The sequence below is a fragment of the Natronosporangium hydrolyticum genome, assembly GCF_016925615.1.
Taxonomy (GTDB): domain Bacteria; phylum Actinomycetota; class Actinomycetes; order Mycobacteriales; family Micromonosporaceae; genus Natronosporangium; species Natronosporangium hydrolyticum.
This window is the reverse complement of sequence record NZ_CP070499.1, coordinates 4,955,617-4,968,849: the sequence shown is the minus strand read 5'-3', so window position 1 is coordinate 4,968,849 and position 13,233 is coordinate 4,955,617. Positions and strand designations below refer to the sequence as shown.

Annotated in this window: 10 protein-coding genes; 6 read left to right on the top strand and 4 right to left on the bottom strand. The window is 68.1% G+C overall.

The features are described from left to right. The first annotated feature begins 83 nt into the window (after positions 1-83). A complete protein-coding gene (locus JQS43_RS22450) occupies positions 84-2,849 on the top strand; it encodes a CBM35 domain-containing protein (RefSeq protein WP_239676345.1) in 2,766 nt (921 codons plus the stop codon). Between the two features lie 206 nt (positions 2,850-3,055). Here JQS43_RS22450 and argS read toward each other — a convergent pair whose 3' ends face one another. Continuing rightward, on the bottom strand, positions 3,056-4,834 hold the full coding sequence (argS, locus tag JQS43_RS22445) for an arginine--tRNA ligase (RefSeq protein WP_239676344.1): 1,779 nt from the start codon (positions 4,832-4,834) through the stop codon (positions 3,056-3,058). A gap of 172 nt (positions 4,835-5,006) precedes the next feature. On the opposite strand from argS, the gene JQS43_RS22440 reads away from it, so the two are divergent. Beyond that, a complete protein-coding gene (locus JQS43_RS22440; protein ID WP_239676343.1) occupies positions 5,007-5,177 on the top strand; it encodes a hypothetical protein in 171 nt (56 codons plus the stop codon). Positions 5,178-5,180: 3 nt separating this feature from the next. Here the strand turns inward: JQS43_RS22440 and JQS43_RS22435 are convergent, their stop codons facing one another. Next, the gene (locus tag JQS43_RS22435; RefSeq protein WP_239676342.1) at positions 5,181-5,768 is read right to left on the bottom strand and encodes a DinB family protein; all 588 of its coding nucleotides are present in this window, start codon (positions 5,766-5,768) and stop codon (positions 5,181-5,183) included. A 56-nt stretch (positions 5,769-5,824) separates the two neighbouring features. Here JQS43_RS22435 and JQS43_RS22430 point away from each other — a divergent pair, with 56 nt between their 5' ends. Then, positions 5,825-6,280, top strand: a complete 456-nt coding sequence (locus JQS43_RS22430) for a GNAT family N-acetyltransferase (RefSeq protein ID WP_239676341.1) — start codon at positions 5,825-5,827, stop codon at positions 6,278-6,280. Between the two features lie 11 nt (positions 6,281-6,291). Here the strand turns inward: JQS43_RS22430 and JQS43_RS22425 are convergent, their stop codons facing one another. Further along, the gene (locus JQS43_RS22425; RefSeq protein WP_239676340.1) at positions 6,292-7,056 is read right to left on the bottom strand and encodes a TioE family transcriptional regulator; all 765 of its coding nucleotides are present in this window, start codon (positions 7,054-7,056) and stop codon (positions 6,292-6,294) included. Positions 7,057-7,110: 54 nt separating this feature from the next. On the opposite strand from JQS43_RS22425, the gene JQS43_RS22420 reads away from it, so the two are divergent. Further along, positions 7,111-8,697 (top strand): DUF6194 family protein, encoded by a 1,587-nt coding sequence (locus JQS43_RS22420; RefSeq protein WP_239676339.1) that lies wholly within the window; start codon positions 7,111-7,113, stop codon positions 8,695-8,697. Between the two features lie 72 nt (positions 8,698-8,769). Beyond that, a complete protein-coding gene (locus tag JQS43_RS22415) occupies positions 8,770-10,074 on the top strand; it encodes an NYN domain-containing protein (RefSeq protein WP_275580957.1) in 1,305 nt (434 codons plus the stop codon). Positions 10,075-10,597: 523 nt separating this feature from the next. Here JQS43_RS22415 and JQS43_RS22410 read toward each other — a convergent pair. After that, positions 10,598-11,422, bottom strand: a complete 825-nt coding sequence (locus JQS43_RS22410) for an alpha/beta fold hydrolase (RefSeq protein WP_239676338.1) — start codon at positions 11,420-11,422, stop codon at positions 10,598-10,600. A gap of 123 nt (positions 11,423-11,545) precedes the next feature. Between JQS43_RS22410 and JQS43_RS22405 the strand changes: the two genes are divergently transcribed. After that, positions 11,546-13,216 (top strand): LuxR C-terminal-related transcriptional regulator, encoded by a 1,671-nt coding sequence (locus tag JQS43_RS22405; protein ID WP_239676337.1) that lies wholly within the window; start codon positions 11,546-11,548, stop codon positions 13,214-13,216. The last annotated feature ends 17 nt before the right edge of the window (positions 13,217-13,233 follow it).

Sequence of the window (13,233 nt, the reverse complement as noted above, 5' to 3'; positions counted from 1 at the left end):
GCCCGGTCCGAGCCCGCAACGGTCTGGCCACCAGCGACTCGAACCGGGCACCTGAATGGCCAGCACTCATGACAGGAGAAGACATGGCCAAGCTCAGCGTACCGCGTGCGCGCCTCACCGCGCCCGCGATCGCCACGGTGGCGGCGCTCACCGCCGGCGCGGTGGTGGCAGCCGCCCCCGTCGCGCAGGGGCAGGAACCGGCACCGCAGCAGCTCGTCGTCGACCTCGGCGAGCGCACCGGCGCCTTCCACGGGGCCGCCAGCGGAGTCCTGTACGGACTCAGCGAGGACGGTGTGCCCAGTGACAACACCCTCGAACCGTTGCGGATGACCACGGTCAACCAGAAGCCGCCGGCGGGTGCGCAGCACCCCAACGGCGACGCGTTGGTGGTCGCGGACGCGTTCTTCCGCACCGGTGGCGAATACATCCAGATCAACGTCCAGGACATGTACGCCGAGTGGACGTACGAGAACGTTGGTGGGGAGATCCCCTGTAACGACGTCTGCTTCGACGACTACATGGAGAAGCTCGCCTGGGTAGTCGACGAGGTGGCGAACAGTCCGTACGCGGACCAGATCGTCTACGTGCCCTTCAACGAGCCCGACTACATCTGGTACGAGACCTCGGCGGGCAACCCGGCGCAGTACGAGGCCCGGATGGGTCAGCTGCTCGACCACTGGCAGACCGCGGTCGAGTATATCCGGGAACACCACGAGGGTGCCCGGGTGATGGGGACCAACGACGCGATCTTCCGGGAGCGGAACTACGGCGACTTCCTGGCCTTCGCCCGGGACAACGACGTGCTGCCGGACTTCACCTCGTGGCACCAGCTGGACTCCTCCAGCATGGACCCGAACAACCCGAACTACTTCCGGAACACGTACGAGGTGTATCGGAACCTGGAGCGGGAACTCGGCATCGAACCGATCCCGATCAACATCAACGAGTACGCCGGCAACCGTGACCTGACCGTACCGGGCCAGCTGGTGCAGTGGGTCTCGATGTTCGAAGAGGCCAAGGTGGACGCTGGCGGGAAGGCCTACTGGACCGCCGCGGGTCTGCTCGCCGGTGATGTGGTCGAGACCAACAAGCCAGGTGCCGGCTGGTGGTTCTACAAGATGTACGCCGACATGCACGGTGGCGACACGGTCGCCGTCACCCGGCCGGACACCACCAGCCTGGATGCGCTCGACGCGATCGCGGCGATCGACGACACCCGCCGGCAGGCCCGGATCGTCGCCGGTGGCACCCCAGATCCGTTCGACGTGGTGATCGAGAACATCGACCCGGCGATCTTCGGCGACAGCGTCCACGTGACCCTGGCGGCGAGCACCTGGAGCGGCCAGAACTCGGATGCTCCGCCACCAGCGGTGCTGTTCGAGGACGACCTGACCCCGGAAGGCGGGGCACTGACGATCCCGGTCGGCGGCCTTGGTTTCGACGGCGACGGCGCGCCGAACGTCGACGAGATGGCGGCGTACGAGATCATCCTGTCGCCCGGCGGCGTCGGCGAGCGGACCGCGGTCGAGCAGCCCTGGCAGGCCTCCTACGAGGCCGAGAACGCCACCATCACCAACGGCCGGGTCGCCACCCACGGCACCCAGCAGAACTGGAACGCCGCCGCCGCGTCCGGCACCCAGGACGTGCGGGATCTGAACCAGCCCGACAGTGCGGTCACCTTCGATGTGGAGGTGCCGGAAGCTGGCGACTACACCCTGGGCATCATGTACGCCAACCAGACCGGGCAGCCGGCGCAGCAGGTGCTCACGGTCAACGGGGAGCAGGCCCAGTTCGTCGACTACCAGGCGACGATGCACTGGCAGTGGCGGACCCGGGTGGATGTGGTGGTGGAGCTCGACGCGGGTGAGAACCAGATCCAGCTCGCCAAGTCCCACCCAGAGCTGGGGACGGCCACCAGCGAGGCGTCGATCGACCGGATCGACCTGGCCCAGGTGCCCACCGGTCCGGTGACCCGGGAGTACGAGGCCGAGCGGTCCCAGACCTCCGGGAACGTCAGCTACCACTATGACCAGCCCCAGCAGTCGGGGGCCGGGTTCATCACCCTGCAGTCCGGCGGTGAGGCGCTGTTCTCCGTCTACGCCGAGGAGGACGGCTACTACGACCTGGAGTTCATCCACAACAGCCCGGGCCGGCCGGGTTCGGTCGCCGCAGACATCGAGCTGGACCGGCGACCGGTGGCGGGGGCAGTGCTGCGCGCCAACCCGGGCGGTGGCAGCTTCTTCAAGGGTGACGAGCACCGGCTCTTCCTGTCGGCGGGCGTCAACCGGGTGACGGTCGAGCCGTCGGCGTCGACGCCGGTCCGGCTCGACAAGATCAACGTCACCCGGGCCACCACTGGACCGCAACCGGTCCAGACGGTGGAGGCGCAGGACGCCGAGTTGGCCGGATCCGCGGTGGTCGAGGGCCACGCCGCCGCTTCTGGCGGCGAATATGTCGGCTGGATCGGCCAGGGACCGGAGAACAACCTGTCCTTCGATGTCGAGGTGGCGGAGGCGGGCGACTACCAGCTCGTCGTGCACTACTCGAACGACGAGCGGGACACCGGCCACCCGTACAACGCCGACATCATCTCCCGACCGATCGACATCACCGTGAATGGTGGTGACTCCGAACGGTTCTGGTTCAAGAACACCTGGTCGTGGGGTAACTGGTGGGCGGTCGGCGTGCCGGTGACCCTCGAAGCCGGGACCAACACCATCACCATGTACAACGACCCGGCCAACAGTGACACCGCCGAGGGGTGCCCCGACCCCTGCATGCCGCTGCTGGACAGCGTGTGGGCCCCGAACCTGGACCGGTTCGAGCTCGCGCCGGTCCGGATCGGCTGATCGGCTGAGAGCGGGGGTCGGCTCGAGTTTGGGCCGGCCCCCGCGGTCCTTCCAGCGGCTTCGCGACTCGCCGGGCAGTCGGCGTTCCAGCGGCGGGAGACCGGACCTGTCGTCGAAGGGCTACATACTCATCGTTGTGGCCCACAACAGTGAGTATGTAGCCACCCGTACGTCCCGATACGGTCCGCCGCTGTGCTTCTCAATGATCACAATTGGTGCGGTGAGGCGATACCAAGCAGGTCGAGACCCAGCTTGAGGGTGTCGCTGGTGAGCTGGCACAGGGCGAGCCGGTTGTCCCGGATGGCGGTGGTCGGTGCTTTGAGTACGGGGCAGGTGTCGTAGAAGGTGGTGAACGCCTGCGCGATGGCGTAGAGGTGCCCGGCGAGCCGATGCGGTTCGAGCGTCGCGGTGGTGGTGTCGATGATCGCCGGTAGGGCGTCGAGGTGCAGCGCGAGTGCCCGTTCGGCGGGTTCCATTGCGACGGCCGGGTCGATGCCGCCCGCGTCGGTGCCATCGGGGAGCTTGCGGAGGATGGAGCGGATGCGGGCGTGGGCGTACTGGAGGTAGACGCCGGTGTTGCCCTGGAGCGAGACCATCCGGTCCAAGTCGAACACGTAGTCGCGGGTGCGGCCAGTGGACAGGTCGGCGTACTTGACCGCGCCGATGCCCACCTGGTGGGCGCGCTCGTCCAGTTCGGCCGGGGCGAGGTCCGGGTTCTTGCCGGCGACGGTGTGACGGGCGCGGTCGACCGCCTCGGTCAGCAGCGATATGAGTTGGACACTCTGCCCGGCGCGGGTCTTGAACGGCCGCCCGTCCGGGCCGAGCACCGACCCAAACGTCACATGGACCGCTTGTACGGTGTCGGGCAGGTAGCCGGCGCGGCGGGCGGCCTCAAACACCATCCGGAAGTGCAGGGCCTGCCGGGCGTCGACGACGTAGAGGATGCGGGTAGCGCCCAGGGTGGCGACCCGGTGGCGGATGGCGGCCAGGTCGGTGGCGGCGTAGCCGAAGCCACCGTCGCGTTTCTGGACGATCAGCGGCGACGGGTTGCCGTCGGGGCCGCGGATGTCGTCGAAGAACACGCACAGCGCACCGTCGCTGCGTACGGCGACGCCGCGTTGTTCGAGGTCGTCGGCGGTTTCCCGCAGCATCGGGTTGTAGAAGCTTTCGCCTACGGCGTCGTCGTCGGTGAGTAGCACACCGAGCCGCTGGTAGACGTCGTTGAAGTAGATTTTGGACTCGTCCACCAGCTCCTGCCAGGCGGCTAGGGTTTCCGGGTCGCCGGCTTGGAGGTCGACCACCCGGCGCCGGGCGCGTTCCACGAACGCGGGGTCGGTCTCGAACCGCTGGCGGGCCTGTTGGTAGAGGGTGGTGAGTCGGGAGATCGCCGCCGCGCCGGTCTCGTGTTCGGGGGCAGCGGCGCGTAGGTCGGGCTGCTCGAACAGGTACTGGATGAGCATGCCGAACTGGGTGCCCCAGTCGCCGAGGTGGTTCTGCCGGATCACCTTCGTGCCGGTGAACTCCAGGATGCGGACCAGCGCGTCGCCGATTATGGTGCTGCGCAGGTGCCCCACATGCATCTGCTTGGCGATGTTGGGTTGGGAGTAGTCGATCACAGTGACGTTGCCGCTGTCGCTGGCGGGGATGCCGAGTCTTGGCGCGGCGAGGCGGGCGGCGACCTGTCGCCAGATCGCGGTGTCGGCCAGGGTGAGGTTGAGGAACCCGGGACCGGACACCTCGCACCGGGCGATCAGCTCGTCGGTGGCCGGATCTTCGGCACCCAGGGCGGCGGCGACGGTGGTGGCGAGCTGGCGCGGGTTGGCTCGCAGCGGCCTGGCCAGCGGCAGGATGCCGTCTGCCTGGAAGTCGGCGTGCTCGGAGGGGCGCACCTGCGGGTCGGTGTCGCCAGCTTCGGGCAGGGCGGTGGCGATGGCGTGCCGTAGCCGCTGGTCGAGAGCGCTCGTCAGCGGTGTCACCGTGCTCATGGATTCCTCTGCGGTGGGTCGTGTGATGGCTGGTAGTCCCAGGACCAGCCAGCGGATCGTGGCGGGCTCATTGTCTCAGTCGGGCTGGTAGCCCCGGCCTGCGGCCAGGCTCGCGTGTTGGGCAGTCTGGCCCGCGGGCGAGCGCGCCGAACTTCCAGCCTCGTACGAGGAGGTGTGGGTCGTTCTGCGCGGTCAGCTTCGCGTGACCAGTGGCGGGTTCGAACCCTGCGCGGTGCCCACCCTCGTCGAGCACCTCCAGGCGCACGACGACCGCATCGCCAATCTCCTCAGCACCCGATCCGCCCTGCCAGGGCTCATCGACTCCGCGACCCCGGAGCAGTAAGTATCAGGCCGTGTCGGGGTCAGCAGCCAGGGCGGCGCGTTCGATCGTCGCACACTTGCTCTCCCAGTACGCCGCATCGCGCGCTCGGCCGGCGTACGCGGCTGCCCGCCCGGTCGCGCCGTCGAGCTGTTCGCGCAGGATATCGGCGTGTCCGGCGTGCCGACTGGTCTCGGTGAGCATGTGGACCATTACGTTGAACAGCTTGACATGGGGGCGTGGCCACCAGGGCACGTAGCCAGGGGAGTCGATGGCCAGCGCGGTGATCGTCGCGTCCGAGTGGTCCCACACTCGGCGATAGCGGTCGATAATCTCCTCGCGCGTCTCGTGCTCGGTCACCCACGTCTCGGCAGCGCGACTCTCGGCATCGTCCCACCGAGGAATAGGCTCGGGATACGGCCGGTCGAAGACCTCGCCGAAGTACCTGGACTCCCACACCGACAGATGCTTGACCAGGCCGAGGAGGTTAGTCCCCGTCGATGTCAGAGGTCGGCGGATGTCATACTCGCCGAGACCGTCGAGTTTCCACAGCATGACCTCGCGGATCTCATGTAGATCGCTGTGCAGGTACTCCTTCGCGAACTCATCGATCATGAGCATAAGTATGCCCCTACCAAGTGGGGGGCTCCCGAGCCGGTAGCTTGTCGGTCATGATCGACGTACGGCTGGAGCCGATGACCGCCGATGAGTACCAGCCGTGGCGGGCCGAGGCCGAGGCGCACTACGCGCGGAGCGTCGCCGCATCGGGCCGGTCGGCGCAGGCCGCGGCACGCGCCGCCGCCGACACCTACGCACAGCTGCTTCCGGACGAGTTCGCCACCCCTGACCACCGTTTCTGGTACGCCTACGACGGCCATCGCCGGGTCGGTTTCCTCTGGGTCAAGGTCAACGACGACACCGCCTTCGTCTACAACGTCGCCGTCGAACCCGACCTACGCCGCCAGGGTTACGGCCGTGCGATCATGCTGGCCGCCGAGCGCTGGTGCCGCGACAATGCGCTGACCAGGATCGGTCTGCATGTCTTCACCCACAACACCGGCGCCCTGGCCCTCTACGAACAGCTGGGCTTCACCGAGACCGGCCGCAATATGGCCAAAGACCTGTGACCGTGGCTCCGTTACGAAACGGTCGGTGCCGTCGGATCGCTGGGGACCACGGTCGTCGTACCACTGTTGAGATATGCGGCGAGCCGGGCGGCGCCGGTGAGCATGGCCCGGCCCCGGCTGGTCAGCCGTTCCCGCCACTGATGTAGTGAGGCGGCGAGCGCTTCGGCGCCGCCGGCACCGCGCACCTGGCGCAGCACCTCGGCGATGTGGTCGAGCCGGTGTCCACCACGGCGCAGCAGGTGCGCGAGTTCGGCGTCGCGGACATCGTCTGGCGAGTAGACCCGGTAGCGGGTTGCCGGGTCCCGGGCCGGCTGCAGAATCCTCGCCCGCTCCCATTTGCGCAGGGTCGCCGGCCGTACGCCGAGTCGGTGGGCCACCGCACTGATCGGCAGGGATCGCTCCGGTCCGGGTTCCCGCGCGGCGCCGGTGAGGACCGCGACCGCCGCCTCGACCGCGTCCAACGTCTGTCGGTCCCGCTGCAACAGCGCATGACTGTGGTCGATAGCGCGAAGCGCCGTGTCGATCTCGCCCCGGTTGATGGCGCGCATGATCTCGCCAGCGGACGCGTAGCCGTGGCCCGCGATCAGCGCGAGGTAGGCGTCCAGCGCCAGGGCATGCGCTTCGGTGAATCGGCGGTAGCCGTTCGAACCGCGCTCCGCGGGCGGCAGTAGCCCGGCCTGCTCATAGTTGCGGACAGCCTGCGGGGACAGGCCGTGTACGCGGGCGAGGTCGACCGGTCGACGTACCCCGGGGTTTGAGGGTTTTATCGCTACCATCGGGTCCAGTTTCTCAAAAGTCTCAACCGCTGGTTCAACGATACGGTCGATGGAATGACCTCCTTCCTTGACCTGCTCTCGGTGCAACCGACCCTGCTCGCGATCGGCGAGCCGACCCACGGAGAGTCCGCCTTCCCACAGATCCGTAATCAGGCGTTCCAGTTGCTGGCCGAACGTGGCTACCGGTCGATCGCGCTGGAGAGCGACCGGGCCGCCGGGCTGATCGCCGACGAGTTCGTACAAGGCTCGACGGGCGTGACCCTCGACCGGGCGCTCGCCGACGGGTTCAGTCACGGGTTCGGTGCCGCCCCGGCCAACCGGGACCTGCTGCTGTGGATGCGCGAGTGGAACGCCGGGCGGCCGGCCTCCGAGCGCCTGACGTTCCACGGCTTCGACGCCCCGCTGGAGATCGAGGGCGCCCCGAGTCCGCGACGCTATCTCGCCCGGGTCTGCGACTTCCTCGGCGACGACCGGTCAGCGGAGATCGGCGAGCTGGTCGGCGATGAGGCACGCTGGAGCGATCCGGCCGCGATCTGGGAGCCGGGTCGGTCGGTCGGGCGCTCGGCCGACGCCCACCGCCTGCGGGTGCTCGCCGACGACCTCCTGGTCGAGCTGTACCGGCAGGCGCCCCGCCGACCCGATGGCTGGCGGGCAGCGTTCGTGCAGGCGACGAGCGCCGTCGCGGTGCTGCGCTACCATGCCACGGCCGCCGCCCCGATTCCGCGGGAGGAACGCTTCGCCCAGCTGGTCGGGGTCCGGGACGCGCTGATGGCCGAGAACCTGCTCGCGATCCGGTCACTGGAGGAGCACCGGGGGCCCACTCTGGTCTTCGCGCACAATGCCCACCTGCAACGCCAGCCAGGCACGATGACGATGGCCGGCGTGGAGCTGACGTGGTTCAGCGCTGGCGCGATCGTCGGATCGCTGCTGGGCGACCGGTACGCCGTGATCGCCGGCAGTCTCGGGGCGAGCCCGTCCCTGGGCATCGGTGCCCCTGACCCGTCGACGTATGAAGGTAAACTCAACCAGCAGACCTCGCTTCCCAGACACCTCGCTGCGGTCGAAGTGGAAATCGGTGCGGTGAGGGCGCACGACTACCGCTACTTCCCGTTGGAACAGGCCACAATCGAGCAGGCGGACGCGGTGCTGCACATCCCGAGCGGCGTCGACCCCGCCATGCTCGCCGACCGGATCCTCGCCCTGCCCGGCGCCGAGCAACTGGTGGCGAGCGAAGAGAACGGGTCACCGGAGGGCGCGTGGGGCGACCGGTTCTTCGCTGTCGGCCCCGATCGTCGCCGACCGTTCGCCACCATCGTCGACCATGACGTGCCCGGCTTTGACGAGGACTCATACCTCGACCGCCCCGGCGTCTTCCGGCTCAACCTGGACGTGGGCCGGGCCGAGTTCCAGCGGCTGTTCGGCTTCCCGCCCAAGGAGTTCGAGCAGCACCGGCACGAATTCGACTTTGCGCGGCTGGACACCGTCGTGCCGAACCCAGCCTACGCACGCTACGGCTTCGCCAGCATCGTCATGCCCGGGCCGCAGCTGCTGCCCGAAATCGACCGGCTGCTCGCGATCGCGCACGCCCGGGCGGTCGAGCGCACCACCGTAACGAGATCATCCGCAGTCAATCCCGATTAGTCGCCGACCATGCGGAGCAGCTGCGTCGGACGCGATGCCGGCTAACCCGCCGACCTCGGCTACAGTCCTCCTATGCGCCGTGTCCGTGCCGCTCTGTATCTCGATTTCGATAACGTCTTCGGCGGTATGCTCAAGCTCGACCCCGACGTTGCGATCCAGTTTGCCACCGAGCCAGGATCCTGGCTCGGGCGACTGTCGGAGTCATTCACCATCGAAGGTCCTCGTCGGTGGTTGGTGTTGCGCTGCTACATGAACCCGGCCGGCTGGGTGCCTCATCCTCATCCGCACGAGGGAGCGCCACCCAGGCTTTACTTCTCAAGGTTCCGGCCGCTGTTTACGCGAGCCGGCTTCGAGGTGGTCGACTGTCCACCTCTGACGTACTCCAAGAACGCAGCCGACATTCGGATGGTCGTGGACGCCATCGACGCACTGGCCAGCGAGGTGACCTACGAGGAGTTCGTCATTGCTTCCGGCGACTCCGACATGACGCCCCTACTGACCCGGCTGCGGCGGGCCGACCGGCGTACCACGATCTTGGCGGCATCCGAGGCAGGTGAGGCGCTTACCGCCGTCGCCGACAGGTTGGTCGACAGCGGGAACTTCCTCGCTCTCGTGCAGGGTGAGCAGCTCGGACTAGGCGACGAGGAGACCGATATCGGGGACCGGCAGGCGGCTAGCGCCGCCGGGGACACCGCCAAGGTTTCAGCACCGGCCGAACCTCCGGCCGGTTTCGACCAGTTCCGCAGCCTCATCGAAGGGCGGTACCGGGCGGCATCTGGACCGCTGAACCTCGCTACGTTGGCCCATGAGATCCGCCGGGAGCTCGGGGCATCACTGGACGGCGGTGACTGGTTCGGGGTCGGTAGTTTCGTGCGGGCGTTGCGGTGGCTCGACCTGCCCGGCGCGCAGTTCTCGCAGCACTACCTGTGGGATACGGTACGCCACGAGGCACCCGGTTCGGGCCTGAACGGCGGCGGCCATTTGGAGCTTCCCGATCCGGTTGCCAGGCTCGTTGCTCTACTGGGTTTGCCAAAGCTGCCGCAACGTTCCTGGCTGCGCCTATACCAGGCGCTCGCCGATTACGCCGGTTCCCACCGGTTCAATCTCACGGAGTGCACCAGGTGGTGTCGCGATCAGCTGGTTGAGCAAGGAATCGACGTCAGCCGTTCGGCTGTCAGTTTCGTCACCCGCGGTGCCTCTTTCGGCGGGTGCCCACTTCACCGGCGGCCGCCCCCGACGGCGGAGGAGATAGCCGCGGCTTTTCTGGACAATGTGCTCAACCGTGCCGAGTCGCAGGACATCGGGCTCAATGATGAGGAAGCCGCGCTGGTGCGGGCCTGGCTCGGTGGCGGCCTGGAGATGTCTGTAACGGAGTAGTTCGGTAGGGCGTCACGACTACCTGGTGCGCATCCTCGTACAAGATTATCCCAGGGTCGTGTTCGCGACGTTCGACCCACGGTACGTCATAGCGGTCAAGCAGACTCAAGTATCCGGGAACTCGGTCGAGTAGGTGGTGAGCCGTGTCTTTGAACCAGCATGTTGCGTTAGGGTGGAGAACCTTGTCGAAGAGCGAACGATCCACAGTCGCTGGATCGAGATAGGCGGCGTCGAGCCAGTCGTTGTTGGTTCGCCACCATGCCCAATCCGGTAAGGACAGCTTGTCGGATCTCGCTAGGCCGTTCGCCAGGGCGAATATGCCTGGGCGTCGCCCTTCTGCGCTCGCATGCGGCGACTCGAACCGGACATACATCATGGGCCGATGCTGTCATAGTGTGGCAGGTGTGCAAGCGCTGACGACTACCCGGGAGCCTTCACCTCCATGGTGATCCCGTAGTGGGGAGCACCGGCTCGGCAGCCGGGAATCCAGACCAACGTTGCGGTGTGATCTTCCGAGCCGCAGCTACGCCGTGGTGAAGAAGTCCCGCAGTTCGCTGGCTATGGTAGCCGGCGCGACCTGGCAGGCCAGGTGACCGACGTCGGCGACCGTCCGGACCTGAGCCGCCGGCAGGTGCTCGGCGGCGAACCGGCAGCCCGCGGCGAACCAGTCGAGCTGTTTCGACGCGGTGCCGTACATCAGCAGCACCGGGGCGGTGATCTTCGCGAGTGCCGCCGGATCGGTCGGGCTTGGCTCGTCGGAGACCAACGCCTGGTCGATCTCCTTCAGGTCGACCGGGAAGTAGTCAGCCGCCCGGGCGAACTCGTCGGCCGCCGCCAAGGTCACCATCTCGTGCTCATTGCCGATAAAGCCCAGGAATGTCCGGACCCCCTCGGTGTACTGGCCGGCCGCGTGCAACTCATGCATCCGCGCCAGCACCTTCTGGAAGGTACCCGCCACCTCGTCCGGCAGCACCTCGATCACTACCGCCTCCCAGGTCACGACCGCCGCGATCTGGGAGGACCGGGCGGCCGCCCCCAGCGCCAGCATGCCCCCGCCGGAGACGCCGGCCAGCCGCACCGGGGCGCCGACGCTGTCGACGAACGCGGTGACATCCTCGATCAGCCTCGACGTCGACAGGTCCGGGTTGGAACCGCTCGCACCTCGGCCCCTGGTGCTCATCGAGTAGCAGGTGAATCGGTCTGCCAGCAGCTTTGCTACCGAGCTCCACTCATCTTCGTCTGCGCAGGCGCCGTGGACCAGCACCAGCGGCGGCCCGTCTCCGTGCACACTGCCGGCGATCTCGGTGCCGTCGTTGGAGATCGCGCGGTGGATCCGGTTCTCAACCATGGCCTTGCTCCTCAGGTTCGGGGCGGCCCGGTCGCCACCCACTGACAGCCTTTCGTGCGATCCCGGTGCCGGCGTCGGTGAACTCACCTAATCCGTGGCGGGTCCGGCACGTACGATCGCCCCATGCCGACCGCGCCTGACGACCAGCTAGCCGCCGGTGGCCGTGCCTTGACCAGCGGCGACTGGCTGGCCGCTAAGGAGGCCTTCGCGGCGGCCCTCGCCGCCGCTGGCGAGTCCCCCGAGGCGTTGGTCGGGCTGGCCGAGGCCCACTGGTGGCGCGGCGAGCTAGCCGCCTCGACCGGGTACCGAGAGCGGGCGTACGCGTTGCTGGCGCGCCAGGGCGATGTGGCGGCAGCCGCGTTCGTGGCGTGGCAGCTGTCGCTGGACTATCGCGACGGTCTGCACAATCCCGCCGCTGGGCAGGGCTGGGCTGCCCGCGCCCGACGGCTGGTCGACGAACACGACCTCGCGCCGTTGCGCGGCTGGGTCACGCTACTCGACGCGCACTACGCCGTCGATGCGGTGGAGTGCGAACGGCTGGCCGGACGGGCCCTGGAGCTGGCTCGGGAACGTGGCGACGCCGACCTGGAACTGTGTGCGTTGAGTCAATGTGGCGCGGCACTGGTTGACCAGGGTCGGGTGGTCGACGGGGTGCGCATGCTCGACGAGGCGATGGCGGGTTCGTTAGGTGGCGAGGGCAACCGGCTCGACCCGGTTGTCTTCACTAGCTGCAACACGCTTGCCGCCTGTACGTCCTGTGGGGACTTCACCCGGGCAGTACAGTGGTTGCGCGCTACCGATCGGTTCGCGCAGCGGTACGGTTCGCCGTACCTGCGAGCGGATTGCCGCATCCACTATGCGGCGATGCTGGTGGCGATCGGGGATTGGCCCCAGGCGGAGGCCGAGCTATCCACTGCGGTCACTCTGGCCGGTGCCGAGCTGCCGGCCTTGCACGGTGATGCCCTGGCAGGCCTGGCCGGCCTACGGCTGGCGCAGGGGCAGTGGGAGGAAGCGGCGAGGCTGGTCGCAGGGTTGCAGGAACGGCCCTCGGCGGCGGCCGCGATCGGCGAGATACACCTGCGGCAGGGGCGGCCGGAGAGCGCCCGCACGGTGCTGCAGCGCGGGCTCACCGCGATCGGGCCCGACCGGCTTCGGGCGGTAGCGTTGCGAGAGCTGCTGGGGCAGGCGCTGCTGGCCTGTGAGGAGGTGGCGGCCGCCCGGCAGCACGCGGCGGCCATGGTCGAGCTGGGGGCTGGGCGGGAGTGCGCCGTCGCCGCCGCCTACGGCGAACGCCTCAGCGGTCGGGCCGATGCCGCCGCTGGGCAGTTCGATGATGCTGGCGCGCATCTTGAGCGGTCGCTGGCCGGCTTTGTCGCGCTGGGAATGCCGTATGAGGCGGCGCGGACTCGATTGTTGCTGGGGGAGAGTCTTCGCAGCAGGCGTCCACAAGCGGCGATAGATGAGGGGCGCGCGGCACTGGCTGCGCTCGATGGCCTGGGGGCGCGCAGTGAAGCCGACGTCGCCGCCGCCCTCTTGCGAGAGCTTGGGGTTCCGGCGCCCCGAGCGATCGACCCACCCGGGCAGGCGCTGACCCGGCGCGAACAGGAGGTGCTCGACCTACTGGGGCAGGGAATGTCCAATCCCGAAATAGCCGAGCGGCTTTATCTCAGTCGCAAGACCGTCGAGCATCATGTGGCACGGGTGCTGTCCAAGCTGGGGCTGCGCAGCCGGGCCGAGGCTGCCGCCGAGGCGGTTCGCCGGAGACTGACTGCCAGCCGGCGCGGTGGCAACTAGCTAAGCCGTGCGGCGGA

Excerpts from the sequence above, each read along its gene's own strand:
- JQS43_RS22450 (WP_239676345.1), top strand. The coding sequence starts at position 84 with ATGGCCAAGCTCAGCGTACCGCGTGCGCGCCTCACCGCGCCCGCGATC.
- argS (WP_239676344.1), bottom strand. The coding sequence starts at position 4,834 with ATGAGCACGGTGACACCGCTGACGAGCGCTCTCGACCAGCGGCTACGG.
- JQS43_RS22435 (WP_239676342.1), bottom strand. The coding sequence starts at position 5,768 with ATGATCGATGAGTTCGCGAAGGAGTACCTGCACAGCGATCTACATGAG.
- JQS43_RS22405 (WP_239676337.1), top strand. The coding sequence starts at position 11,546 with ATGCCGACCGCGCCTGACGACCAGCTAGCCGCCGGTGGCCGTGCCTTG.
- JQS43_RS22430 (WP_239676341.1), top strand. The coding sequence starts at position 5,825 with ATGATCGACGTACGGCTGGAGCCGATGACCGCCGATGAGTACCAGCCG.
- JQS43_RS22415 (WP_275580957.1), top strand. The coding sequence starts at position 8,770 with ATGCGCCGTGTCCGTGCCGCTCTGTATCTCGATTTCGATAACGTCTTC.
- JQS43_RS22420 (WP_239676339.1), top strand. The coding sequence starts at position 7,111 with ATGACCTCCTTCCTTGACCTGCTCTCGGTGCAACCGACCCTGCTCGCG.
- JQS43_RS22410 (WP_239676338.1), bottom strand. The coding sequence starts at position 11,422 with ATGGTTGAGAACCGGATCCACCGCGCGATCTCCAACGACGGCACCGAG.
- JQS43_RS22425 (WP_239676340.1), bottom strand. The coding sequence starts at position 7,056 with ATGGTAGCGATAAAACCCTCAAACCCCGGGGTACGTCGACCGGTCGAC.